Consider the following 24,542-nt stretch of genomic DNA (forward strand, 5'->3'; position numbering starts at 1 on the left):
CTACCTCAGTTTCAGGGTGGCAAGGCCGATCAGCACGAGAATCACGGTGATGATCCAGAAACGGACGATCACGCGCGGCTCGGGCCAGCCCTTGAGTTCAAAGTGATGGTGAATCGGCGCCATGCGGAACACACGACGACCGGTCAGCTTGAAGGACGCGACCTGGATGACCACCGACAGGGTTTCCATCACGAACACGCCGCCCATGATGAACAGGACGATTTCCTGGCGGACGATCACGGCAATGGTGCCCAGGGCCGCGCCCAGCGCCAGTGCGCCGACGTCACCCATGAAGACCTGTGCCGGGTAGGTGTTGAACCACAGGAAGCCCAGGCCCGCACCGATCAGCGCGCCACAGAATACGATCAGCTCGCCGGCGCCCGGTACGTACGGGATCAGCAGGTATTCGGCGAACTTCACGTTACCCGACAGGTAGCAGAAGATGCCCAGGCCACCACCGACCATCACGGTCGGCATGATTGCCAGGCCGTCGAGGCCGTCAGTCAGGTTGACCGCGTTGCTCGAACCGACGATCACGAAGTAGGTCAGGACGATGAAACCCGCGCCCAGCGCGATGCTGTGATCCTTGAGCATCGGCAGGATCAGCGTGGTTTCCACCGGCGTGGCAGCGGTCTTGTACAGGAAGATCGCGGCCGCGAGGCCGAACACCGACTGCCAGAAATACTTCCAGCGGCTCGGCAGGCCACGGGAGTTCTTCTCGATCACCTTGCGGTAGTCATCGACCCAGCCGATGGCGCCGAACAGCAGGGTCACCAGCAACACGACCCACACGTAACGGTTGCTCAGATCCGCCCACAGCAAGGTGCTGACGCCGATGGACGACAGGATCAGCGCGCCACCCATGGTCGGCGTACCGGATTTGGACAGGTGCGATTGCGGACCGTCGTTACGAACGGCCTGGCCGATCTGGCGGTTTTGCAGGGTGCGGATCATCCACGGGCCGTAGCACAGCGACAGGACCAGCGCGGTCAACACACCCAGAATCCCGCGCAGGGTCAGGTACTGGAAGACCGCGAAGCCTTTGTAGAACTGTTGCAGATACTCCGCTAGCAGCAGCAGCATTAATGTTTCTCCAGACTGGACCCGCACAGGGCCGCAACGATGTTTTCCATCGCCGCGCTGCGCGAACCCTTGATCAAAATGGTGGTGTTTGTGTCTTGTTCGGCGCCGAGGGCCTCGATCAGCTCAGCCTGGGTGCCAAAGTGGCGGGCCTGGTCGCCAAAAGCCTTCACGGCGTGGGTCATCATCGGACCGACCGCATACAGTGCGTCCACCTTGCCACGGGCGTACTCACCCACGTCCCGGTGCCCCTGCTCCGCCCAGTCGCCCAGTTCGCCGATATCCCCGAGCACAAGGACGGTTCGACCGGAAAAGCCGGCGAGGATATCGACGGCGGCACACATGGAGGTGGGGTTCGCGTTGTAGGTGTCATCAATCACGCGCATGCCGTTGCGGGCCAATTGCGCGACGGTGCGGCCCTTGACCGGCTGAACCGCGCCCAGGCCGGTGGCGATGCCGAACGCCGACACGCCCAGGGCATGCGCGGCGGCGGCAGCGGCCATGGCATTGGCCACGTTGTGGGTGCCGAGCAGGTTGAGTTGAACGTGCTCCACGCCGTCGGGGCTGTGCAGCTTGAACGACGGACAGCCGCGGGCATCGGTCGCCAGGTCGCTGGCATGGAAGTCCGCCTGGCTGTTGGTCAGGGCGAACGTCAGCACCTTGCGGCCGGCTGCACGTTTTTTCCAGATATCGAACGCCTTGTCGTCGAGATTAAGCACGGCGATGCCATCGGCGGCCAGCCCTTCGATGATCTCGCCCTTGGCCTCGACAATCTTGTCCGGGCCGCCGAACTCGCCTACGTGGGCGGTCCCGGCGTTGTTGAGAATGGCCACGTGGGGCTTGGTCATGGCGACGGTGTAGGCAATCTCGCCAAGGCGCGACGCCCCCAGCTCGATGACGGCGGCGCTGTGCTCCGGCGCGAGTTCGAGCAGGGTCAGCGGCACGCCGAGGTCGTTGTTCAGGTTGCCACGGGTAGCGTGCACAGGCCCGCGCGTACGCAGGATGCTGGCGAGCATTTCCTTGACCGTGGTCTTGCCGCTGGAACCGGTCACGGCAGCGACGGGTTTGTCGAAGGCAGCACGGTTCAACGCACCGAGTTGCCCCAGCGCCTGGCGGGTATCGCCGACCTGCAGTTGCGGCAAGGTGCTGTCAGAAACTTCCCGTTCGACCAGCGCGCCAACGGCGCCTTTGGCCGCGACCTCATTCAGATAGTCATGACCATCGAAACGCGGACCGGTCAGCGCGATGAACAACTGGCCCGGCTTGATGGCCCGGCTGTCGATGCTGACGCCGTTGAAGGTGGCGTCCTTGCCGACCAGGCGGCCGCTGAGGGCGTTGGTCAGCTCACTGAGTTTCAAAGGCTTAAGCATGCGCCACCTCCCACGCGGTCAGGGCACGATCGGCCTCGACCAGATCCGAGAAGTCATGGCGTTCGCCGTTGATCTCCTGATAATCCTCGTGACCCTTGCCGGCCAGGACGATCACGTCATCGGCCGAGGCACCGGCGATCAGCTGGGCGATGGCCAGGCCACGACCGGCGACAAAGGTCACGTTATCGACGTTGCTGAAACCGGCGCGGATGTCATCGAAGATCACCGACGGGTCTTCGGTGCGCGGGTTGTCATCGGTCACCAGCACGCCATCGGCCAAGCGCTCCACCACTTCGGCCATCAGCGGACGCTTGCCGCGATCGCGATCACCGCCGCAACCGAACAGGCACAGCAAGCGGCCTTTGGCGTGGGGACGCAGTGCCGTGAGGACTTTTTCCAGGGCATCCGGGGTGTGGGCGTAATCGACCACCACCAGCGGTTGGGCGCCGCCGCCCAGTCGCTGCATGCGTCCGGCCGGGCCTTCGAGTTTCGGCAGGACCTTGAGGATTTCGTCCAGCGCGTAGTCCAGGCCGAGCAAGGCGCCAATGGCGGCCAATACGTTGCTCAGGTTGAAACGACCGAGCAAGGTGCTGCGCAGATGGTGTTCGCCCTGCGGCGTGACCAGGGTGGCGCGCACGCCTTCATCGTCGAATTGCGCATCGCGGCAATACAGGTGCGCGCTGCGGTCCAGCAAACTGTAGGTAATCAGCCGCGACTCGCGTTTTTCGCCAGCCAGTTGCTTGCCGAAATCGTCATCGAGGTTCACCACCCGGCACTTCAGATCGTTCCAGGCAAACAGCTTGGCCTTGGCTTCGCCATAAGCCTGCATGGTGCCGTGGTAATCCAGGTGATCGCGGGACAGGTTGGTCATCACCGCCACATCGAAGGCCAGCGCGCTCACGCGACCTTGATCCAGGCCGTGGGACGACACTTCCATGGCCACGGCCTTGGCACCGGCCTTTTTCAGGTCGGCCAGGGTCGCCTGCACGGCAATCGGGTTCGGCGTGGTGTGCAGGCCGCTTTGCAGCGCGCCGTAGAAACCGGTGCCCAGGGTGCCAACGATGCCGCAGTGCTGGCCGAGCAGGTCCAGCGCCTGGGCCACCAGTTGGGTCACGCTGGTTTTGCCATTGGTGCCGGTGACGCCCACCAGGTTCAGGTGGCGGCTTGGCTCGCCGTAGAAACGCCCGGCGATGTCCGACAGTTGCGCCGCCAGCCCCTTGACCGGGATCAGTGGCACATCGGTGATTGGCAGCACGGTCGCGCCTTCGACTTCATAAGCCACCGCAGCGGCGCCGCGCTGCAAGGCGTCGGCAATGTGCGCACGACCATCGAAACGCCCGCCCGGCACGGCCAGGAACAGGTCGCCGGCGCGCACATTGCGGCTGTCGATGGTCAACTCGCGAATCAGCAGGTCGCGGCCGGCGTGGGCGAAAATCTTGTTCAGGCTCAGGGACATCAGCCGCGCCCTCCATTGGCTTTCAGTGGAACGGGCGGAACCGCATTGGCCTGCTGGACCGGCGGCAGGTTGTCCGGCGTGATGTTCATCAGGCGCAGCGTCCCGGACATCACTTTGCTGAACACCGGCGCCGAAACCAGACCACCGAAGTAACCGGCCTTGGTCGGTTCGTCGATGACCACGACGATGGCGTAACGCGGGTCGTTCATCGGGCCGAAGCCGGCGAACAGCGAGCGATAGGAGTTTTCCGCATAGCCCTTGGTGCCGACCGAGGTCTTGCGCGCGGTACCGGACTTGCCGCCCACGTGATAAGCCGGCACCTGGGCACGGAATACACCGCGCGGCGCCTCGATCACTTGCTGCAACATGGTCTGCATGGTTTTCGCGACGTTTTCCGGCAGCACTTGCGTGGTTTGCGGTGCCTTGTCGGTCTTGATCAGGGTCAGCGGCGCGAGGCGACCATTGTTGGCCAGCGCCGAGAAGGCATGGACCAACTGGATCGCGGTCACCGAAATACCGTAGCCATAGGACAGCGTGGCGGTCTCGGCCTTGCGCCATTCGCGATAGTTCGGCAGGTTGCCGACACGCTCGCCCGGGAAGCCCAGGCCGGTGTCCTGGCCCAGGCCAAGTTTCTGCGCCAGACGGAAAATGGTTTCACCGCCGATGTCGAAGGCGACCTTGCTCATACCCACGTTACTGGAGTTGATCAGGATGCCGGTCATGTCCAGCACCGGACCTTCGGTCTTGGACACGTCCTTGATGGTGTACTTGCCGATCTGCAAGGTACCCGGATACACCTCGACGCTGTCGCTCGGCTTCCAGCGCCCGGTTTCGATGGCGGCACTCATGGAGATCGCCTTCATGGTCGAGCCCGGCTCGAACACGTCGATCATCGCGCGGTTACGCATCATCGCCGGTTGCAGGTTGCGGCGGTTGTTCGGGTTGTAGGTCGGCTGGTTGACCATGGCGAGGATTTCGCCGGTCTTCACGTCCATGATCACCAGGCTGCCGGCCTTGGCGCCGTTCTCGATGATCGCGTTGCGCAGTTCGCGGTTGGCCAGGTATTGCAGGCGCAGGTCAATCGACAACGCCAAGGGCTTGCCGGCCTTGGCGTTTTTTGTCACCTGCACATCTTTGATAAGTCGCCCGCGCCGGTCCTTGATGACCTGTCGCTTGCCGGGCACACCGGCCAGCCATTCATCGTAGGCCAGTTCCACCCCTTCACGACCATGATCATCAATGTCGGTAAAGCCGACCATGTGGGCCGTGACTTCACCGGCCGGATAAAAACGGCGGAATTCTTCGATGCCGTAGACGCCCGGTACTTTCAGGTCGAGTACCGCCTGGCCCTGCTCAGGCGTCAGCCCGCGCACCAGGTAGATGAACTCTTTATTGGCTTGTGCTTCGAGGCGTTCGGCCAGGGCTTTCGGGTCCTGACCCAGGGCAGCCGCCAGTGCCGGCCACTTCTCTTTGGCCAGTTGCATTTCCTTGGCATTCGCCCACAGCGTGGTGACCGGCGTACTGACGGCCAGCGGCTCGCCGTTACGGTCGGTGATCAGGCCACGGTGCGCCGGAATCGGAATGTGACGAACGCTGCGCGCATCGCCCTGGCCTTTCAGGAAGGCACGGTCGACTACCTGCAGGTCGATGATCCGCCAGCAGATCGCCGCCACCATGACGCCGAGCAGGCCCAGCACCAGGCGGAACCGCCAGGGAAACAGTGCGCCTTCGAGCTTCATCATGGCGCCACCATCTGCACGTCAGCCGCGCCGGGAATGTGCATTTTCAGTTGTTCGGTGGCCAGCACTTCGATCCGGCTGTGGGCGGTCCAGGTGCTCTGTTCGAGAATCAACCGGCCCCACTCGGCCTGCGCCTTGTCGCGCACGCTCAACTCGTTGTACAGCGTGTTCAACAACTGGCGGTTCCAGTGGGCGCTATACGACACGCCGATGGCCGACACGAGCACGCCGACAAACAGCAGCAGCATGAAAAAGCTGCCGCCGGGCAGTGGCTTGGCGAAAAGCTTGCTCACCGCAACTTCTCCGCGACGCGCATCACAGCGCTGCGAGCACGAGGGTTGGCCTTGAGTTCGGTGTCGGAGGCGGTCTGCGCCTTGCCATGGATTTTGATTTTCGGTTCGAAAGCGACGTGACGAACCGGCAGGTTGCGCGGCAGGTTATCGGCTTCGCCTTTCACCAGCTTGCGCATGAACAGTTTGACGATGCGGTCTTCCAGCGAGTGGAAGCTGATCACCACCAGGCGACCACCGACTTCCAGGCACTCCAGGGCGGCATCGAGGCCGGCCTCCAGATCGCCCAGTTCGTTGTTGACGTGAATGCGCAGGCCCTGGAACGCGCGGGTCGCCGGGTTCTTGCCCTTCTCCCACGCCGGGTTGGCGACTTTCAGCACTTCGGCCAGGTCACCCGTACGCTCGAACGGCTTGATGTCACGACGCTCGACCACGGCACGGGCCATGCGTCCGGAGAAACGTTCTTCGCCGTATTCCTTGAACACCCGGGCGATTTCTTCCACCGGTGCGGTGTTGACGAACTCGGCCGCGCTGATGCCGCGAGACGGATCCATGCGCATGTCCAGCGGACCGTCGTTGAGAAAACTGAAGCCACGCTCAGGGTCATCGAGCTGCGGCGAGGACACGCCGAGGTCGAGCAGGATGCCGCTGACCTTGCCCGCAAGACCGCGCTCGGCGACCTCTGCACCCAGCTCGGCAAAGCTGCGCTGCACAACGACAAAGCGGCCGTCTTCGGCCGCTAGCGTCTGCCCGGTGGCAATCGCTTGAGGATCCTTGTCGAATCCGAGCAACCGACCATCGGGCCCGAGCTGGCTGAGTATCAGGCGACTGTGCCCGCCACGGCCGAACGTGCCGTCCAGATAGCAGCCATCAGTACGCACGGCGAGGGCCTCGACAGCCTCGTCAAGCAGTACGGTGATGTGGTTAAAGCCGCTATCAATAGTCACAGGATCAAATCACGCAGTTCGTCGGGCATGGCGCCCGGTTGTTGAATAGCTTCCAGGTCCGCAGCAGCCACTGCATTCCAGGCATCTTCGTCCCACAATTGGAACTTGTTCAGTTGGCCCACCAGCATCGCGCGCTTATCCAACTTGGCGTATTCACGAAGACGCGGCGGTACCAGAAAACGACCACTGCCATCGAGTTCGAGGTCGACGGCATTACCAATCAATAAACGTTGCAGGCGACGGTTCTCTTCGCGAAGCGAAGGCAGTGCGCGCAGTTTGGTTTCGATAATTTCCCACTCATCGAGTGGGTAAACACACAAACACGGATCAACGGCATCAATCGTCACGATCAACTGCCCGGAACTACGCGAAACGAGCTCGTCACGGTACCGGCTCGGCATGGCGAGACGGCCCTTTGCGTCGAGACTGATAGCGTTAGCTCCGCGAAACACGTCAGCGTTTCTCCAAATGTTAGCGTTTTGCGCTCAAAAAACCCACTTCATGCCACTTTCCGCCACTTGTGCACACTATAGGAATGCGGCCACTGCACCGTCAAGGCGCGGATTAAAGGAAAACCCTTACAGAACTGAGATTTAGGAGCACATCAGGAGGGGTAACGAGAATCTGGAGGAGGAAACGGCACAACAATTCGAATCAGCACAGAAGGCTGCATTCAGAAGTTAAAGTAATTTGTTAAGAGTAAGATTTTTTCGGTATTACCAGAGAGGTTCTGCGAATCATTTACAAGGAGGGAAATTGCCATTACGGGCGTCCTGCTCAAATGTTTCAAACAGGAAGGGGAAAAGGTGGAGAGTCGATCTGTAAGCCGGGTTCTGTCTTGAACAGTCATTCGTCTACGATGGCCATCACTGGACATCTTTAGCAACCTACCCGGTCCCAGCGCGGGCCACGCCTTGGGACCCTATTTGGTCTTGCTCCAAGTGGGGTTTACCTAGCCACGAACTGTTGCCAGACGTGCGGTGCGCTCTTACCGCACCTTTTCACCCTTACCGGCGCCGAAACGCTTAGGCGGTTATTTTCTGTGGCACTTTCCGTAGGCTCACGCCTCCCAGGCATTACCTGGCACTTCGCCCTATGGAGCCCGGACTTTCCTCCCCCCTCTAATTTTCATAGAGGGCAGCGACTGTCCGATCGACTCTCCGCCGCGAAGGTTAACGGCAGAGCGCCCGAAGAACAAGCGCTAAACGCCGTCAGCCGCCGCTGCACGTCGGGTTTCACTGGCCTTTCTGTTTATCCAGGGCCACCTGGTAAAGCACATTCTTGCGCTCGCCGGTAATTTGCGCGGCCAGGGCGGCGGCGCGCTTGAGCGGCATTTCTTCGAGCAACAGGTCGAGAATGCGCATGGCTTCACTGCTGACGGCGTCCTCGGTCTCGGGGGCCGACCAGCCGGCGACCAGCACCACGCACTCGCCGCGCTGCTGATTGCTGTCCGCCTCGACGAACCCGCGCAACTCGGCCAACGGCAACCCCTTGAGGGTTTCGAAGGTCTTGGTCAGCTCCCGCGCCAGCAAGGCCGGACGCTCGGGGCCGAACACCGCCTCCATGTCTTGCAGGCACTCGAGGATGCGATGCGGCGCCTCGTAGAAAATCAGCGTGCGCGGCTCTTCCTTGACCTGCTCCAGGCGGGCGCGTCGCCCGACAGCCTTGGCCGGCAGGAAACCTTCGAAGATGAAACGGTCGGACGGCAGGCCCGCCGCCGACAGTGCCGCGATCAATGCACAGGCCCCCGGCACCGGCACCACATTGACCCCCGCGGCGCGCGCCTGGCGAACCAGGTGATAACCCGGATCGGAAATCAGCGGCGTGCCGGCGTCGGAAATCAGCGCCACGTCGTCACCCGCCAGCAAGCGGGCGATGAAGCGGTTACCTTCGTCGCGTTCGTTGTGCTCGTGGCAGGCCGCCAGCGGCGTGGCAATACCGAAATGCTGCATCAGTCGCTGGGAATGGCGCGTGTCTTCGGCGGCGATCAAAGCCACTTCGCGCAGGATTTTCAGCGCACGCGCACTGATGTCGTCCAGGTTGCCGATGGGCGTCGCCACCACATAAAGCGAGCCGACGGCGGAATTCAAAGCACCCTGGGCAGTCAAAGCGCACACCTCATGATCGGTAAAAGCCGCCATTGTAACGTGTAGCGACGCTTTCGACAGGCGCCAGCGGCGGCGGTTTTTTTGCTGATTCATGCCGTGCAGCGACATGGGCGTGAGCTAATTTGCTCGAATCACGCCAGTAACATCGCGCCCCGGCCAGTGCTTGGGTACAATTCCACGCTAATTTGATCGAGTATCAGGAACACTACATGATCGCTTGCCTGCGGCTGTTTACTGCCCTCTGCCTCGCTGCCCTGCTGGCGGCCTGCGCCAGCTCGCCTTCCTCCAGCCTGGACGAAATCCCACGGACCGCCGATGCCAGCATCGAGCAACTGCTCGATCAGGCGAGCAAAAGCAAAACGCCGGAACAGGCTGCGCTGTATCGCCTGAGTGCGGCTGACCTGGCTTATCGCCAGGGCAATGCCGGCCAGTCCGCGCAAATCCTGCAACAGGTACCGGTCGAGCAACTCAAGCCCGGCCAGCAGGTATTCGCCAGCACCCTGGCCGCCGAACTGGCCATGACCCGCAATCAGCCGAAAGCCGCGCTGAGCGCCCTGAGCCACCCAAGCATGCAGCAACTGGGCGAACTGCCGGTCGAGCAGCAGGTGCGCACCGGCACCGTGCATGCCCGCGCCCTGGAAGCCGACGGCCAGACACTGGCCGCCGCACGCGAGCGCATCTTCATCGCGCCGATGCTCAGCGGTGAAGCCGCCAGCAAAAATCACGAAGCCATCTGGACCTTGATCGCCTCGCTGCCTACCGAGCAATTGCAACCGACCGGCAACGACGACCTCAGCGGCTGGATGGCCCTGGCGCTGGCCGTGAAGTCCGCCGGCACCCTGGAACAACAGCAAGCGGCCATCGACAACTGGCGTGCGCAGAACCCGAAACACCCGGCCGCCGCCCAGTTGCCGCAAGCGCTGACCAATCTCAAGGAACTGGCCAGCCAGCCCCTGAGCAAGATTGCCCTGCTGCTGCCACAGGACGGCCCGCTGGCATCGGTGGGCAAAGCGCTGCGCGAAGGTTTCATGGCGGCTCACTACCAGGCGCAACAGGCCGGCCAGAAGCCACCCGCCATTGCCTTCTATGACAGCTCGCGCCTGACCTCGCTCGACGAGTTCTACCGCAAGGCACAGGCCGATGGCGTGCAACTGGTGGTCGGCCCGCTGGAAAAGCCACTGGTCAAGCAACTGAGCACCCGCCCGCAACTGCCGATCACCACCCTGGCACTGAACTACAGCGAGGGTGAGCAGGGTCCGGCGCAACTGTTCCAGTTCGGCCTCGCCGCTGAAGACGAAGCCCGCGAAGTGTCCCGCCGCGCTCGCGCCGACGGCCTGCATCGCGCCGCCATCATGGTGCCGAAAGGCGAATGGGGCGACCGCGTCCTGCGTGCATTCAGCCAGGACTGGCAAGCCAACGGCGGCAGCGTGGTGGCCACCGAACGGGTCGACCAGCCTGTGCAATTGGCCCAGCAGATTGCCGACATGTTCCAGCTGCGCCAGAGCGAAGGCCGCGCCAAGAGCCTGCAAAGCACCGTCGGCTCGCAGGTCGCTGCCCAGCCATCGCGTCGCCAGGACATCGAGTTCATCTTCCTCGCTGCCACGCCTCAGCAGGCCCAGCAGATCAAGCCGACCCTGAACTTCCAATACGCAGGCGACGTACCGGTCTACGCCACCTCCCACGTGTTCAGCGCCAGTGGCGACGTCAACCAGTACAACGACATGAACGGCATTCGCTTCTGCGAAACCCCATGGCTGCTGGATGTCAACGACCCGCTGCGCAAGCAAGTGACCGCACAATGGCCACAAGCTGCCGGCAGCCTCGGCCGCCTGTACGCGATGGGTGTCGACGCCTACCGCCTGGCGCCGCGCCTGGGGCAACTCAAGGCCCTGCCGGACAGCCGCATCGAAGGCCAGTCGGGCAGCCTGGGCATGACCCAGAACCAGCGTGTGGTGCGTCAGCTGCCATGGGCCGAGTTCGTCAACGGCCAGGTCCAGCGCCTGCCGAACACCCCGCGCTGATGCCGGACCGCCAGCAAAGCGGCAAGGATGCCGAGCGCCACGCGCTCGAGCATCTGCAACAACAGGGTCTGCGCCTGCTGGCGCAGAACTGGTTGTGTAAACGCGGCGAGCTTGATCTGGTCATGCTGGAGGGCGATACAGTAGTATTCGTTGAAGTTCGCTACAGAAAAAACACTCAATGGGGTGGCGCGCTCGATAGCATTGATGAGCGCAAACGACAGAAACTGATCATTGCCGCGCAGTATTTTCTTCAGCGCGAGTCGCGTTGGGCCAATTCCCCTTGCCGTTTCGACGTGGTTGCCATCGACAGCGATCACGATCAGTTGAACTGGCTGCAGAATGCCTTCGACAGCTGATTATCGGCGTCCTGCGCCAGACACCTCCACCCAACAATTTTGCTCTTTGCTTTGCGGGCTGCACATTCATGTGGGCCGCGCCAATTAAGGTCACACAGATGGACATGCAATCCCGAATTCGCCAGCTTTTTCAGGCCAGCATCGATACCAAGCAAATGGCGATGGACGTACTTGCACCGCACATCGAGCAAGCCAGCCAGGTCATGGTCAACGCCCTGCTCAATGAGGGCAAGATGCTCTCCTGCGGCAACGGCGGTTCTGCCGGCGATGCCCAGCACTTCTCGTCCGAGCTGCTCAACCGCTTCGAGCGCGAGCGCCCGAGCCTGCCGGCCATCGCCCTGACCACCGACAGCTCGACGATCACCTCGATCGCCAACGATTACAGCTACAACGAAGTGTTTTCCAAACAGATCCGCGCGCTCGGCCAGCCCGGCGATGTGTTGCTGGCGATTTCCACCAGCGGCAACTCGGCCAACATAATTCAAGCGATCCAGGCCGCACATGATCGCGAAATGATTGTCGTAGCATTGACGGGACGTGACGGCGGCGGCATGGCGTCGCTGCTGTTGCCCGAGGACGTGGAGATTCGCGTACCGGCCAACGTCACCGCACGTATCCAGGAAGTCCACCTGCTGGCGATCCATTGCCTTTGCGACTTGATCGACAGCCAACTGTTCGGGAGTGAAGAATGACCCCTAATCGCCTGGGCCTTCTGGCCTTGACCCTGTGCCTTGGCATCAGCGGCTGCACCTCGGTGGTGAATGCCAGCCGTGAAGCACCGATTGATGACGACCGTGGCACGCGCACCCTGGGCAGCAAGATCGACGATTCCCTGATCGACACCAAGGTCGGCGTGAACGTGCGCAAGGCCGATCCGGCCCTGGACAACGACTCCCACATCGTCGTCACCAGCTACAACGGTATCGTGCTGCTCGCCGGGCAAACCCCGCGCGAAGACCTCAAGGCCAAGGCTGAACAAGCCGCGGCTGCGGTCCAGCGGGTGAAAAAGGTCCATAACGAACTGCAAGTGTTGCCACCGTCCGGCTTCCTGGCACGCCAGAACGACACCTGGCTGACCTCGAAGATCAAGACCCAGATGCTCACCGACCCGAACATTCCGGGCTCGCGCATCAAGGTAGTGACCGAGAACGGCATCGTCTACCTGCTGGGCCTGCTGACCAAGCAGGAAGCGGCGCAGGCGACCAATCTGGTGCAGGGTGTTTCCGGGGTGCAGAAGATTGTGAAGCTGTTCGAATACATCGACTGACTGTAGGTGTAGGAGCGAGCTTGCTCGCGATGGTAGCCCAGACACCGCAGGCATTCGACAGCCCAGCGTTATCGTTGACACTCCCATCGCGAGCAAGCTCGCTCCTACAGGTACCGCTACATACATACAAAAAAGGCGATCCAGAAGGATCGCCTTTTTTTATTTCACCACTTTCAGGCTCGGCCGGCCGCTGGGGCGCGGTGGTTCGCTGTCCGGTGGCGGCAGATCGTCGTCCGGTTCGATCTCGTCCTCATCCTCGTCGCCCAGGGGCGATTCCAGATCGAAGACCATGCCCTGGCCATTCTCCCGCGCATAAATACCCAGGATCGACGCGATAGGTACGTACAGGGTGTGCGGCACGCCACCGAAACGCCCCTCGAAACTGACGGCTTCGTTGTCCATGTGCAGATGACGCACGGCAGCCGGGGAAACGTTCAGGACAATCTGCCCGTCGCTGGCGAAACCCTGCGGCACCTGCACCGACGGGTACTCGGAATTGACCAGCATGTGCGGGGTGCAGTCGTTGTCCACAATCCACTCGTAGAGCGCGCGGACCAGATAAGGTCGACTGGAGTTCATAGCGGCTCCTTAAGCCTTAGCGCATCTCGCGTTCGACACCAGACAGACTCGCCTGGAATGCCTCACGCGCAAACGAGCGCTCCATATAATCAAGCAGCGGCTTGGCTGGCCGCGGCAGTTCGATACCCAGAATCGGCAAGCGCCAGAGTATTGGCAATAGGCAGCAATCCACCAGACTTTGTTCCTCACTGAGGAAAAACGGCTTGTCGACGAACAGCGGCGACACGCCGGTCAGGCTCTCGCGCAGTTCTTTACGAGCCACGACACGAGCAGCTTCCTTGGTCCGCGAATCCAGGATCAGATCCACCAAGCCACACCAGTCACGCTGAATACGGTGAATCAGCAGTCGACTGTTGGCACGCGCCACAGGGTAAACCGGCAGCAAGGGCGGGTGCGGGTAACGCTCATCCAGATACTCCATCACCACGGTCGACTCCCACAACGCCAGGTCGCGATCGACCAGGGTGGGCAGGCTTCCATAAGGGTTGACCTCGATCAGTTTAGGCGGCTGGCGGCCAGCTTCCACGTAAATGATCTCGGCGCTGACACCCTTCTCTGCCAGTACGATGCGCACCCGGTGGGAATAGTGGTCGGCGGGGTCGGAGTAACAGGCCAACCGATTGGTCACGCCCATGGCGGTCCTCCTCGCTTGTTGAAGTTATCGGAAGCGGAAAAACGAGCGCGCCCAGAGGGCGCCTCCCGTAACACCTGGCGGACCAGGCTCGTTACACTTTCAGAGGCGCCCTTGGGCGCGCGCGATTAACAGCAATTGCTTGAAGCGTTATCAGTGCACGTCTTTCCAGTATTCGCGCTTGAGCAGGTAAGCGAATACGAAGAAGAACGCCAGGTACAGCAAGACATAGGTACCAATGCGCTGATGTTGCAGCTTAACCGGGTTAGCCGAGTAAGCCAGGAAGGTTACCAGATTCTTGACCTTCTCATCGAACTGCTCTTCGGTCAGAGCACCGCTTTTCGGCACGATGGTCAGCTGATCGCACGCTTCATGAGTCAGCGCGGTACCGGTCAGCGGATCATATTGCTTCTTGCCGTCTTCGACGATCTGCACTTGTTTGCAACCGACGACCTGGCGACCCTGCAGGCCCACCAGTACGTTCGGCATGCCCACGTTCGGGAAGACCTTGTTGTTCACACCCCAAGGGCGCGCAGGGTCTTCATAGAACGACTTCAGGTAACCGTAGAGCCAGTCGGTACCACGAACGCGAGCCACCAGGGTCAGGTCAGGCGGCGCAGCACCGAACCAGGTCTTGGCGTCGGCCGGTTGCATGCCAATGCTCATGTGGTCACCGATCTTGGCGCCCGTGAACACCAGGTTCGACATCATCAGCTCATGGGGAATGCCCAGGTCGTCCGCAACGCGTTCATAGCGCTGGAACTTGGCGCTGTGGCAGCCCATGCAGTAGTTGGCGAACGTACGCGCGCCATCCTGCATGGCAGCCTTGTCGGAAACGTCGATATCGACTTTTTCAAGTTCCGGACCACCGTGTTCAGCCGCGAACGACAGGACAGGCAAAGCAGCAAGAATCAGTACAGCAAATAGCTTTTTCATCAGCCAGTCACCCTTTCCGGAACCGGTTTGGTCTTCTCGAGCCTGGTGTAGAACGGCATCAAAATGAAGTAGGCGAAGTACAGGAAGGTGCAGACCTGCGACAGCAACGTACGGCCAGGGGTTGGGGCCAATACACCCAGTACGCCCAGAATCACGAACGAAATGCAGAACACCCACAGCCAGATTTTGCTCAGCCAGCCCTTGTAGCGCATGGACTTGACCGGGCTACGGTCCAGCCACGGCAGGACGAACAGCACGGCAATGGCCGCACCCATGGCGATAACACCCAGCAGCTTGTCCGGAACCGCACGCAAGATCGCGTAGAACGGCGTGAAGTACCAGACCGGAGCGATGTGCTCTGGGGTCTTGAAGGCGTTCGCCACTTCGAAGTTCGGCTTCTCGAGGAAGTAGCCGCCCATTTCCGGGAAGAAGAACACGATCGAGCAGAAGACGAACAGGAACACCACCACGCCGACGATGTCTTTCACGGTGTAGTACGGGTGGAACGGAATGCCGTCCAGCGGTACGCCGTTTTCGTCCTTGAGCTTCTTGATGTCCACGCCATCCGGGTTGTTCGAACCCACTTCGTGCAGCGCCAGGATGTGCAGCACCACCAGGCCCAGGATCACGATCGGCAAGGCCACCACGTGCAGTGCGAAGAAGCGGTTCAGGGTGATGCCGGAAATCAGGTAGTCACCACGGATCCACTGGGTCAGGTCGTCACCGATGACCGGGATCGCACCGAACAGCGAGATGATCACCTGGGCACCCCAGTAGGACATCTGGCCCCATGGCAGCAGGTAGCCCATGAAGGCTTCCGCCATCAGCGCCAGGTAGATCAGCATGCCGAACACCCACACCAGCTCACGCGGCTTCTGGTACGAACCGTAGAGCAGGCCACGGAACATGTGCAGGTAAACCACGATGAAGAACGCCGAAGCGCCGGTGGAATGCAGCAGACGCAGGATCGAGCCGTACTCGACGTCGCGCATGATGTATTCGACGGAAGCGAATGCTTCTTCCGCCGACGGGGTGTAGCTCATGGTCAGCCAGACACCGGTGACGATCTGGTTGACCAGAACGAGCAGCGCCAGGGAGCCAAAGAAGTAGAAGAAGTTGAAGTTCTTCGGGGCGTAGTACTTGCTGAGATGGTCTTCCCACATTTTGGTCGCGGGAAAGCGTGCATCAACCCAATCCATGAACTTGCTCATCACGCTTTCTCCGTATCGACGCCAACGACAATGATCTCGTCGGACTCATAGGAATGCGGGGGTACTGGCAGGTTCAAAGGCGCAGGTTGCGACTTGTAGACACGGCCAGCCAGATCGTAGTGGGAGCCGTGGCAAGGGCAGAAATAGCCGCCTACCCAGTCTTTACCCAGATCCGCGGGCGCCACTTCCGGACGGAAGGTTGGCGAGCAACCCAGGTGCGTACAAATGCCGATCAGCAGCAGAATCTCGGGCTTGATCGAACGCACTTCCGGATCGACATACGTCGGTTGAACCGAGTTCTTGGAGGTCGGGTCAGACAGCTGGCCCTCGATCTTTTTCAGATTCCCCAGGATTTCCTCAGTACGGCGGACGATGAACACCGGCTGACCGCGCCACTCAGCAACCATCTGCTGACCTGGCTCGATTTTGCTGACATTCACTTTCACCGGTGCACCGGCGGCTTTCGCCTTGGCACTGGGAAACCATGACCCCACGAACGGGACCGCAGCCCCCACCGCTCCTGCAGCACCCACCACGGATGTGGCTGCTACCAAGAAGCGACGCCGGCCTGCATTCACGCCGTCATTGCTCATTCAGTCCTCTCCCATCAGCTTTGTGGCCTGTTAAATCAGGCATCTACTAAATAAAACTATGTACTTATAAAAATTTTGCCGAATGGTAATGAAAAGCCCCAATCCTGACAAGGTAATTACCGAAGGGCTCCAGTGCCAAGCCTTGTAGTATAGGGCCTCTACGGATGTGGCACGTTGTCACAGCGCAATTCTTTGATAAATCGCGCACATAAAAAAACGCCCAGCTCCGTGAGGGGCTGGGCGTTCTTTTTGAACGAGAAAGCGAATTAACGCTTCGAGTACTGCGGACGCTTACGCGCTTTACGCAGACCGACTTTCTTACGTTCAACTTCACGGGCGTCGCGAGTAACGAAGCCAGCTTTGCGCAGAGCGCTACGCAGGGTTTCGTCGTAGTCCATCAGAGCGCGGGTGATACCGTGGCGGATTGCGCCAGCTTGACCACTTACACCACCGCCGATCACGGTGACGTAGATGTCGAACTTCTCGACAGTCTCGGTCAGCTCCAGCGGCTGACGAACTACCATGCGGGCAGTTTCGCGGCCGAAGAAGGTTTCCAGCGAACGGTTGTTGATGGAGATGTTACCAGTACCCGGACGCAGGAAAACGCGTGCGGTTGCGGTCTTGCGACGGCCAGTGCCGTAATTTTGAGTCGCCGACATAATGAACTATTCCGTTAAATCTTCAGTTCTTGGGGCTGCTGAGCAGTATGAGGGTGTGCAGCGCCCGCATAGACTTTCAGCTTACGGTACATGTCGCGACCCAGCGGGTTCTTAGGCAGCATGCCTTTGACCGCGGTCTCGATCACGCGCTCAGGGGCCTTGGCGATCAGCTTTTCAAAGTTGATCGACTTGATGCCGCCCGGGAAACCGGAGTGGGAGTAGTACATTTTGTCAGTGGTTTTAGCACCGGTAACACGGATCTGCTCGGCATTGATAACGACGATGTAGTCGCCGGTGTCAACGTGAGGAGTGTACTCAGGTTTGTGCTTGCCACGCAGACGGCTAGCGACTTCGGTGGCCAGACGACCCAGGGTCTGACCAGCAGCGTCGACGACGAACCAGTCGCGCTTTACTGTTTCCGGTTTAGCAGTAAAAGTTTTCATTCTTTATAGCCTCAGGGGCCGCCTGTAAATAAGACGGCGGATCTTACTGAATAGTGCGTACTTTGACAAGTCAAAGGCAGCCGGATACAGACGCTTTCGGGGGCTCGGGTCGGCGCGTCCGTTCAACGGCAAGATTCTTCGGCGGCGGCGCATCACTTCCACTGCAGAAAGAGGTGCGCAATTATCCAGATTGCGAAAAATATTTCAACCTGCTTTTATGATTGTTTTGCCCAAGGAGCACCTGATGGAATACCGCCAGCTAGGCCGGACCGATCTCAACGTGAGCGCCCTTTGCCTCGGCACCATGACCTGGGGCGAGCAGAACAGCGAGGCCGAAGCCTTTGCCCAGATCGAACGGGCCAAGGGCGCCGGGATCAACTTCATGGACACCGCCGAAATGTACCCGGTGCCGCCCAAGGCCGAGACCTACGCCACCACCGAGCGCTACATCGGCAACTACTTCAAGAGCCGCGGCGACCGTGCCGACTGGATCCTGGCCAGCAAGATCGCCGGCCCCGGCAACACCATCGACTACATCCGCGACAAGAACCTGCGCCACAACCGCCAGCACATCAGCGAAGCTGTGGACGCCAGCCTCAAGCGCCTGCAGACCGACTACATCGACCTCTATCAGTTGCACTGGCCCGAGCGCAGCACCAACTTCTTCGGCCAGCTCGGCTACAAGCACAAGATCGAAGCCAACCTGACCCCGCTGGAGGACACCCTCGAAGCGCTGGACGAACAGGTCAAGGCCGGCAAGATCCGCCACATCGGCCTGTCCAACGAAACGCCGTGGGGCACCATGCGCTTTCTCGCCCTGGCCGAAGCCCGTGGCTGGCCGCGTGCGGTGTCGATCCAGAACCCGTACAACCTGCTCAACCGCAGCTTCGAAGTGGGCCTGGCGGAAATCGCCATCCGCGAACAATGCGGCCTGCTGGCCTATTCACCGCTGGCGTTCGGTTTCCTGTCGGGTAAATACGAAGGGGGCGCGCGCCCGCCGAAAGGTCGCCTGAGCCTCTATAGCCGCTTCAGCCGCTATTTCAACCCGCAGTCGGAAGCGGCGTGCAGCCGGTATGTCGCCCTGGCCCGTGAACACGGCCTGGACCCGGCGCAAATGGCCCTGGCCTTCGTCACCCAGCAGCCGTTCGTGACCAGCAACATCATCGGCGCCACGACCCTGGAGCAACTGGACAGCAACATCGCCAGTTTCGACCTGAAACTGTCGGATGAAGTACTGGCGGGGATCGAGGCGATTCACAAGGATCACCCGAATCCGGCGCCTTGATTGATCGGTAGCCCCCATCGCGAGCAGGCTCGCTCCCACAGGTTTTCGGTGTAGAAACCCTGTGGGAGCGAGCCTGCTCGCGATGAAGCAACCCCGATCAAAAGCCGATCACAGCGCCCTGGCAATGATCTCCTTCATGATTTCATTGGTCCCCGCATAAATTCGCTGCACCCGCGCATCCGCCCAGGCCCGTGCAATCGGGTATTCCCACATGAAGCCATAGCCGCCATGCAGCTGCACGCACTCGTCGAGCACCTTGCATTGCAGGTCGGTGCCCCAGTACTTGGCCATCGCCGCCGTCGGCACGTCGAGCTTGCCCTGCAGGTGCAGTTCCAGGCAGCGATCGACGAAGACCCGGCCGATCTGGATTTCGGTGGCCATCTCCGCCAGCTTGAAGCGGGTGTTCTGGAAGTCCGCGATCGACTTGCCGAACGCCTTGCGCTCACGGGTGTAGTCCAGCGTCCACTGCAATGCCGCTTCGGCCGAGGCCAGGCCACCCACCGCCACAGTCAGGCGCTCCTGGGGCAATTCCTGCATCAGGTAGGCAAAGCCCATCCCGGCCTGCCCCAGCAGGTTTTCCTTGGGCACGCGTACGTCCTGGAAGAACAGCTCGGAGGTGTCCTGCGCCTTCATGCCGACTTTTTCCAGGCGCTTGCCCTTGGCGAAGCCCGGCGTGTCGGCTTCGACCAGGAACAGGCTGGTGCCCTTGGCGCCCGCCTTCGGGTCGGTCTTGGCGACGACTATCACCAGGTCCGCCAGATAGCCGTTGGTGATGAAGGTCTTCGAGCCGTTGATCACGTACTCGTCACCGTCGAGCACCGCCGTCGTCTTCACCCCTTGCAGGTCGGAGCCGGCGCCCGGCTCGGTCATGGCAATCGCGGTGACCATTTCACCTGACACCAGTCTGGGCAGGTATTTGTGTTTCAGCTCTTCACTGCCGTAATGCAGGATGTACGGCGCGACAATGTCCGAATGCAGGGAAAAGCCGATGCCGGTCAGTCCCAGCCGCCCCACTTCCTCGATCACCACTGCGCTGTAGAGGAAGTCCGCGCCCAGCCCGCCGTAGGTCTCGGGCAGGTGCGAGCAGAGCATTCCCGCCTCCCCCGCCTTGTTCCACAACTGACGGTCGATGTAGCCCTGTTTTTCCCATTGGGCGTGGAACGGCACGGCCTCTTTTTCGAGGAACGTGCGTACGCTGTCGCGAAACAGTTCGTGCTCGGGACTGAACAAGGTTCTGGGGATCATGCGGCACCTGTCGTTATTGTTAGAGGATGAATCTCCAGAGCCTAAGGTGCGCGACCGATACAGGACACTGGACACATCCGACAAAAAATAAGACGATCCAGCCGTCTGGTGACCACTTTCCCCTATAAGAATAAGTTTGAATTATGTCTAACCAAGCCTCCACGCCCCTGCGGCGCGTCAGCATCCTGGCCATCGACCGGGTTTTCGCTTCCACCCTCATGCAGGCCAAGGATTTCTTCCATCTGGCCAGCCTGCGTTACGGCAAACAACTGGGCCTGGGCCTGACACCAGCGTTCGAAATACGCCTGGTCAGCCCCGACGGCAAACCGGTGAACAGTTTCAGTGATGTGATCATGCCGGTGGACGGCGGCCTGGAAAATGCCGACGTCATTATCCTTCCGGCGTTCTGGGACGACTTCGACACCCTGTGCCAACGTTATCCACAGGTGCTGCCATGGCTGCGCCAGCAGCATGCGCGTGGCGCGGTGCTGTGCGGCGAGGCCACGGGGGTGTTCTGGCTGGCCGAGGCCGGGCTGCTCAACGGCAAGGAAGCGACCACCTACTGGCGCTTCTTCAATGCCTTCGCCGAGCGCTTCCCCAGGGTGCATCTGAATCAGGACAAACACCTGACCGACGCCGACAACCTGTATTGCGCCGGCGGCACCACCTCGGCGTGCGACCTCTACATTTACTTGATCGAGCGCTTCTGTGGCGCCAATGTCGCCCAGGCCGTGGCCCGGGACATTCTCTATGAAGTGCAGCGCAGCTATGCGCCGGGCCGTATCGGCTTCGGTGGGCAGAAACTGCACCAGGACGTGATCATCCTGCAGATCCAGCACTGGCTCGAAGAGCATTTCGCCGACAAGTTCCGCTTCGAAGACGTGGCGCGCGAGCACGGCATGAGCATCCGCAACTTCATGCGCCGCTTCCAGAGCGCCACCGGTGACAAGCCGCTGCATTACCTGCAGCGCCTGCGCATCGAGACGGCCAAGGGACTGCTGTCCGGCAGCCGCAAAAGCATCAAGACCATCAGCTATGAGGTCGGCTACGACGATGCGAGCTTCTTCGCACGGCTGTTCCGTCAGCACACCGAGCTGTCACCCAACCAGTATCGCCAGCAATTCCAGCAGGCGGCTTGAACGAACGGGGCCGGAGGACTGTTTTCCCACTGTAAAAAGGGAATGCAGAACGGCCCGGCCCCCGATTCGGCTCACAGACAGACGCTGGTGAAAGCACCACCATCTTCCGGGTATTCACCCTCACGGAAGATCAACAGTGACTATCGGATCAAGCTACGAGTACCCCGCCTTCGTCAGCCGCGAGACCGCGCGCGCCAAGCGCTCGACGCCCAACAAATGGGCCGGGCGCTTTCCCAACCCGCCTGACCTGTGCTTCGACTACCGCGCGCTGGTCGAACAGCAAAACGGCATCGCCCGGTCAACGGACCCACAACACAAAATCTGCATCATCGGTGCCGGCATCACCGGGCTGACCGCCGCCCGAGAACTCTATCGCGCAGGCTTCAGCCAAATATCCCTCATGGAGCAAGCCCGGCGGATCGGTGGCCGGCACCTGACCGTTCCCGGCAGCCGTCATTCCTCGCGCAGCCACACACCGTTCGAAATGGGCGCCATGCGCATGCCTTTCTTCAACCGGGCCGGCGAACCACCCACCGAAGGCCGATCACTGATGGCCTACTACACCCAGGCCTTCGACCTGAAGTTTTCCGACTTCGCCAACCCCGGCAGCCCCTGGGTGCGCTCGACCGGCATTTACCTGCGAGAAGGCAGCATGGGCGAAGGGCCAGCGCCGCAGATGCTGATCTGGAATAACCCCGATGGCCGCACGCCGCCGCCCGGCGAAGCGCTGCAAAGGGTCTTCGGCAAATGGAAGACCTTCGCCGACCGCATGACCCAGCACGTGGCCCAGGTGTACGGCAGCCCCGAGTGGGAGGCGATGTGGGCCGCCATCGTCGAGAAGTACCAGCGTGTGTCCTTCCGCGATCTGGTCAGCCTGCCCGTCCTGCAAGCCTGGGACGCGCTGGCGCCGGGGGATTTCGGAGGGATGGGCATGTCGGCCGAAGAGTCGGCGATTTTCTATGCAATCGGTATCGGCGATGGCAGTTGGGGCGCCTTCTACGACGTCTGCTGCCTCTACCCCCTGCGCACCGCCATCTTCGGCTTCAGCAGCCAACTGCAACTGATCCATGGCCGGGTCGATGCCCAGGGCGATCCTCTGCAGGCGCCCTATCTCGACGGTGAAGCGGCCCTGGACTCGAGAGGCCTGGCCTTTGAACGGCCCCGCTACATCGGCCTGGCGGCGCTGGGCGAATGCCTGTTGTTCATGAACATCGCCGAGACCGGCAAATCCGTGCATGAACACAGCCGCGAAACCACCAACGGCCTGCTGACCGACAGTTCCGTCACCCGCCTGAGGAAACTCGCCAACGGCAAGATCCGCGTGTTTTTCGACTGGCACCACAGCCAGCCCGATCAGGTCCGGGAAGAGTTCGACGATTTCGACTCGGTGATCATGACACTGCCCTCCTGGCTGATCGAAACGCGCCTGCAACTGGAAGGTTTCACCCCGCAGATGCTGCCGTTCGAAACCATCAATGCCTACAAGACCGCACACTGGGAAACCAGCTGCAAAGTGTTCGCGCCGTTAAAGAAATCCTTTCTGTCGAAGAACACCAGCATTCCCCAGGTCATCGTCACCGACAGCTTCATCCATGACGTCTACACCTACCGCTACAACGAGCGCTACAGCTACGACTGCATCCTCCTGAGTTACACCTGGGAGGACGATGCGACCAAACTCTGCGCCTTCAGCGACAAGGAGCTGATCAGCCGCTGCGTGAATGAGCTGGATCGCATCCTGATGAACGCCCGCAACATCAGGGAGAAAATCTCGCCCTACATCGGCCTGGACCAGGCCGTGGTGCAGCGCTGGATCACCGACCGCAACGCGCTGGGCTGCGCCAAGCTGTATCGGCCCGGCGCCTACTACGACGCGGTGCGCCTGATGAAATACAACCGCGACTTCGCCCATGTTTCCGGCCTGTATTTTTCCGGCGAATCGTTTTCCGTCGACGCCGGCTGGACCGAACCCTGCTTTCGCGGAGCGGTGGATGCGGTCATCCACATTTGCAACAGGACCGCCGCGACGTTTAACGGCGGCTTTTCCATGAGTGACCTTCCGCACTACCAGCTCGAAGCCTGACAACCCGCATTCCAGAGCCATGCAGCTTATGCCTTGGCTCTGTCTTACAACCTTCCCCGCCCGCTCGGTAAAAAAACTTCACGCACTCTCGGATTAGGCCTACGCCCTTCCCGGAAACCGCTGACTGTTTCTCGCCCGCCGTTTCAACACCTAATAAACACGCTGTTAAACAACGTGAATAACAATAAAAAGAGGTCATCGGAATGAGCGAGCCAGCAAGCCCTGTTCGTGTAGCAGTGGTGCAATTCGATCCACAGGTCGGCGTCGGCAATCGTCAGGACAACCTGCATCAAAGCCTGGCATTGGCCGAAGAGGCGGTGAAAGGAGGTGCCAATCTCATCGTCCTGCCTGAGCTGACCAATACGGGTTACTTCTTCAACAACCGCCAGGACGCGTTTGCCCATTCCGAAGGGGTGCCCGACGGGCCGAGCGTGCGCCTGTGGATAGATTTCGCCCGCCGGCACCGGATCTACCTGGTCGTCGGGCTGGCCGAACGCGACGGCACGCGCCTGTTCAACACCGGTGTGCTGGCCGGGCCCGACGGTTTTATCGGCAAGTACCGCAAGGCCCATCTGTGGAACCTGGAAAAGCTCTGGTTCACCCCGGGCGACCTGGGCTTTCCGGTGTTCGACACGCCGATCGGCCGCATCGGCCTGCTGATCTGCTGGGACATCTGGTTCCCGGAAGTGCCGCGCATCCTCAGCCAGCAAGGCGCGGACATCATTTGCAGCCTGAACAACTGGGTCTGGACACCGCCGCCGCTGTTCGACGAGGCGGGCAAATGCATGGCCTCGTACCTGACGATGACCGCCGCCCATGTAAACAACGTGTTTATCGCCGCCGCCAGCCGGATCGGCGAAGAACGCGGTGCGCGTTACCTCGGCTGCTCACTGATCGCCGGCACCAACGGCTGGCCGCTGGGGGCGGTGGCCTCGGCCGACCGGCAGGAAATCCTGTTTGCCGACATCGACCTGACCAGCGCCCGCAGTGCGCCGATCTGGAACGACCTCAACGACCTGCATCGCGATCGCAGGACCGACCTCTACGATCAGATGCTCGGCTACCGCCAGCATTGCTGCCTGCCACGCTGAGAGGGGGCCCGAG

Annotated in this window: 24 protein-coding genes and 1 other RNA gene; 8 read left to right on the plus strand and 17 right to left on the minus strand. The window is 61.0% G+C overall.

Annotation, left to right across the window (positions count from 1 at the left end; all coding sequences use genetic code 11):
• The 9 genes from mraY to rsmI all read right to left on the minus strand — a co-directional run bounded on the left by mraY (nt 1) and on the right by rsmI (nt 8,990).
• Nucleotides 1-1,083 (minus strand): phospho-N-acetylmuramoyl-pentapeptide-transferase, encoded by a 1,083-nt coding sequence (gene mraY, locus ABVN20_RS08610; protein WP_368555237.1) that lies wholly within the window; start codon nt 1,081-1,083, stop codon nt 1-3.
• Nucleotides 1,083-2,450 carry a UDP-N-acetylmuramoyl-tripeptide--D-alanyl-D-alanine ligase gene (gene murF / locus ABVN20_RS08615; protein ID WP_368555238.1) on the minus strand — a complete coding sequence of 456 codons (1,368 nt, stop codon included), beginning with the start codon at nt 2,448-2,450 and terminating at the stop codon, nt 1,083-1,085. Before murF ends, mraY begins: the two co-directional genes overlap by 1 nt.
• The gene (locus ABVN20_RS08620; protein WP_368555239.1) at nt 2,443-3,906 is read right to left on the minus strand and encodes a UDP-N-acetylmuramoyl-L-alanyl-D-glutamate--2,6-diaminopimelate ligase; all 1,464 of its coding nucleotides are present in this window, start codon (nt 3,904-3,906) and stop codon (nt 2,443-2,445) included. Before ABVN20_RS08620 ends, murF begins: the two co-directional genes overlap by 8 nt.
• On the minus strand, nt 3,906-5,645 hold the full coding sequence (locus ABVN20_RS08625; protein ID WP_368557681.1) for a peptidoglycan D,D-transpeptidase FtsI family protein: 1,740 nt from the start codon (nt 5,643-5,645) through the stop codon (nt 3,906-3,908). The genes ABVN20_RS08620 and ABVN20_RS08625 overlap by 1 nt, the downstream gene beginning before the upstream one ends.
• A complete protein-coding gene (gene ftsL / locus ABVN20_RS08630; protein WP_368555240.1) occupies nt 5,645-5,938 on the minus strand; it encodes a cell division protein FtsL in 294 nt (97 codons plus the stop codon). The genes ABVN20_RS08625 and ftsL overlap by 1 nt, the downstream gene beginning before the upstream one ends.
• Nucleotides 5,935-6,876: a 16S rRNA (cytosine(1402)-N(4))-methyltransferase RsmH gene (gene rsmH, locus ABVN20_RS08635; protein ID WP_368557682.1), complete on the minus strand. Its 942-nt coding sequence runs from the start codon at nt 6,874-6,876 to the stop codon at nt 5,935-5,937. Before rsmH ends, ftsL begins: the two co-directional genes overlap by 4 nt.
• A 2-nt stretch (nt 6,877-6,878) precedes the next feature.
• Entirely contained in the window at nt 6,879-7,334 is a 456-nt protein-coding gene (mraZ, locus tag ABVN20_RS08640; protein ID WP_368555241.1) for a division/cell wall cluster transcriptional repressor MraZ, read from the minus strand.
• 354 nt (nt 7,335-7,688) lie between these two features.
• An RNA gene (gene rnpB / locus ABVN20_RS08645) (RNase P RNA component class A) lies at nt 7,689-8,042 on the minus strand.
• A gap of 75 nt (nt 8,043-8,117) precedes the next feature.
• Complete coding sequence (rsmI, locus tag ABVN20_RS08650; protein ID WP_368555242.1) at nt 8,118-8,990, minus strand: 16S rRNA (cytidine(1402)-2'-O)-methyltransferase; 873 nt, start codon at nt 8,988-8,990, stop codon at nt 8,118-8,120.
• Nucleotides 8,991-9,199: 209 nt separating this feature from the next.
• On the opposite strand from rsmI, the gene ABVN20_RS08655 reads away from it, so the two are divergent.
• From ABVN20_RS08655 to ABVN20_RS08670, 4 genes are all read left to right on the plus strand, one after another.
• Complete coding sequence (locus ABVN20_RS08655; protein ID WP_368555243.1) at nt 9,200-11,011, plus strand: penicillin-binding protein activator; 1,812 nt, start codon at nt 9,200-9,202, stop codon at nt 11,009-11,011.
• Nucleotides 11,011-11,367 carry a YraN family protein gene (locus ABVN20_RS08660; protein WP_368555244.1) on the plus strand — a complete coding sequence of 119 codons (357 nt, stop codon included), beginning with the start codon at nt 11,011-11,013 and terminating at the stop codon, nt 11,365-11,367. The genes ABVN20_RS08655 and ABVN20_RS08660 overlap by 1 nt, the downstream gene beginning before the upstream one ends.
• A 98-nt stretch (nt 11,368-11,465) precedes the next feature.
• Entirely contained in the window at nt 11,466-12,059 is a 594-nt protein-coding gene (locus ABVN20_RS08665; protein WP_368555245.1) for a phosphoheptose isomerase, read from the plus strand.
• Entirely contained in the window at nt 12,056-12,634 is a 579-nt protein-coding gene (locus tag ABVN20_RS08670; protein ID WP_368555246.1) for a BON domain-containing protein, read from the plus strand. Before ABVN20_RS08665 ends, ABVN20_RS08670 begins: the two co-directional genes overlap by 4 nt.
• 159 nt (nt 12,635-12,793) lie before the next feature.
• Here ABVN20_RS08670 and ABVN20_RS08675 read toward each other — a convergent pair whose 3' ends face one another.
• From ABVN20_RS08675 to rplM, 7 genes are all read right to left on the minus strand, one after another.
• On the minus strand, nt 12,794-13,213 hold the full coding sequence (locus ABVN20_RS08675; protein WP_368555247.1) for a ClpXP protease specificity-enhancing factor: 420 nt from the start codon (nt 13,211-13,213) through the stop codon (nt 12,794-12,796).
• Nucleotides 13,214-13,229: 16 nt separating this feature from the next.
• A complete protein-coding gene (locus tag ABVN20_RS08680) occupies nt 13,230-13,847 on the minus strand; it encodes a glutathione S-transferase N-terminal domain-containing protein (RefSeq protein ID WP_368555248.1) in 618 nt (205 codons plus the stop codon).
• Nucleotides 13,848-13,997: 150 nt separating this feature from the next.
• Nucleotides 13,998-14,780, minus strand: coding sequence for a cytochrome c1 (locus ABVN20_RS08685; protein WP_368555249.1), 783 nt, complete (start codon nt 14,778-14,780; stop codon nt 13,998-14,000).
• Nucleotides 14,780-15,991, minus strand: coding sequence for a cytochrome bc complex cytochrome b subunit (locus ABVN20_RS08690; protein WP_368555250.1), 1,212 nt, complete (start codon nt 15,989-15,991; stop codon nt 14,780-14,782). Before ABVN20_RS08690 ends, ABVN20_RS08685 begins: the two co-directional genes overlap by 1 nt.
• A complete protein-coding gene (petA, locus tag ABVN20_RS08695) occupies nt 15,991-16,584 on the minus strand; it encodes a ubiquinol-cytochrome c reductase iron-sulfur subunit (protein ID WP_368555251.1) in 594 nt (197 codons plus the stop codon). Before petA ends, ABVN20_RS08690 begins: the two co-directional genes overlap by 1 nt.
• 266 nt (nt 16,585-16,850) lie before the next feature.
• Nucleotides 16,851-17,243: a 30S ribosomal protein S9 gene (gene rpsI / locus ABVN20_RS08700; RefSeq protein ID WP_119427677.1), complete on the minus strand. Its 393-nt coding sequence runs from the start codon at nt 17,241-17,243 to the stop codon at nt 16,851-16,853.
• A gap of 14 nt (nt 17,244-17,257) precedes the next feature.
• Nucleotides 17,258-17,686: a 50S ribosomal protein L13 gene (gene rplM / locus ABVN20_RS08705; RefSeq protein ID WP_085724052.1), complete on the minus strand. Its 429-nt coding sequence runs from the start codon at nt 17,684-17,686 to the stop codon at nt 17,258-17,260.
• A 244-nt stretch (nt 17,687-17,930) separates the two neighbouring features.
• Between rplM and ABVN20_RS08710 the strand changes: the two genes are divergently transcribed.
• Nucleotides 17,931-18,971 (plus strand): NADP(H)-dependent aldo-keto reductase, encoded by a 1,041-nt coding sequence (locus tag ABVN20_RS08710; protein ID WP_368555252.1) that lies wholly within the window; start codon nt 17,931-17,933, stop codon nt 18,969-18,971.
• A 108-nt stretch (nt 18,972-19,079) separates the two neighbouring features.
• On the opposite strand, the gene ABVN20_RS08715 is transcribed toward ABVN20_RS08710, so the two are convergent.
• Nucleotides 19,080-20,216, minus strand: a complete 1,137-nt coding sequence (locus tag ABVN20_RS08715) for an acyl-CoA dehydrogenase family protein (protein ID WP_368555253.1) — start codon at nt 20,214-20,216, stop codon at nt 19,080-19,082.
• A gap of 242 nt (nt 20,217-20,458) precedes the next feature.
• On the opposite strand from ABVN20_RS08715, the gene ABVN20_RS08720 reads away from it, so the two are divergent.
• The 3 genes from ABVN20_RS08720 (at nt 20,459) to ABVN20_RS08730 (ending at nt 24,529) form a co-directional block, all read left to right on the plus strand.
• A complete protein-coding gene (locus ABVN20_RS08720; protein ID WP_368557683.1) occupies nt 20,459-21,355 on the plus strand; it encodes a GlxA family transcriptional regulator in 897 nt (298 codons plus the stop codon).
• 136 nt (nt 21,356-21,491) lie between these two features.
• Nucleotides 21,492-23,438 (plus strand): flavin monoamine oxidase family protein, encoded by a 1,947-nt coding sequence (locus tag ABVN20_RS08725; RefSeq protein WP_368555254.1) that lies wholly within the window; start codon nt 21,492-21,494, stop codon nt 23,436-23,438.
• 203 nt (nt 23,439-23,641) lie between these two features.
• Nucleotides 23,642-24,529 carry a nitrilase family protein gene (locus tag ABVN20_RS08730; RefSeq protein WP_368555255.1) on the plus strand — a complete coding sequence of 296 codons (888 nt, stop codon included), beginning with the start codon at nt 23,642-23,644 and terminating at the stop codon, nt 24,527-24,529.
• Nucleotides 24,530-24,542: the final 13 nt, after the last annotated feature.

Source organism: Pseudomonas sp. MYb118 (genome assembly GCF_040947875.1).
GTDB lineage: Bacteria > Pseudomonadota > Gammaproteobacteria > Pseudomonadales > Pseudomonadaceae > Aquipseudomonas.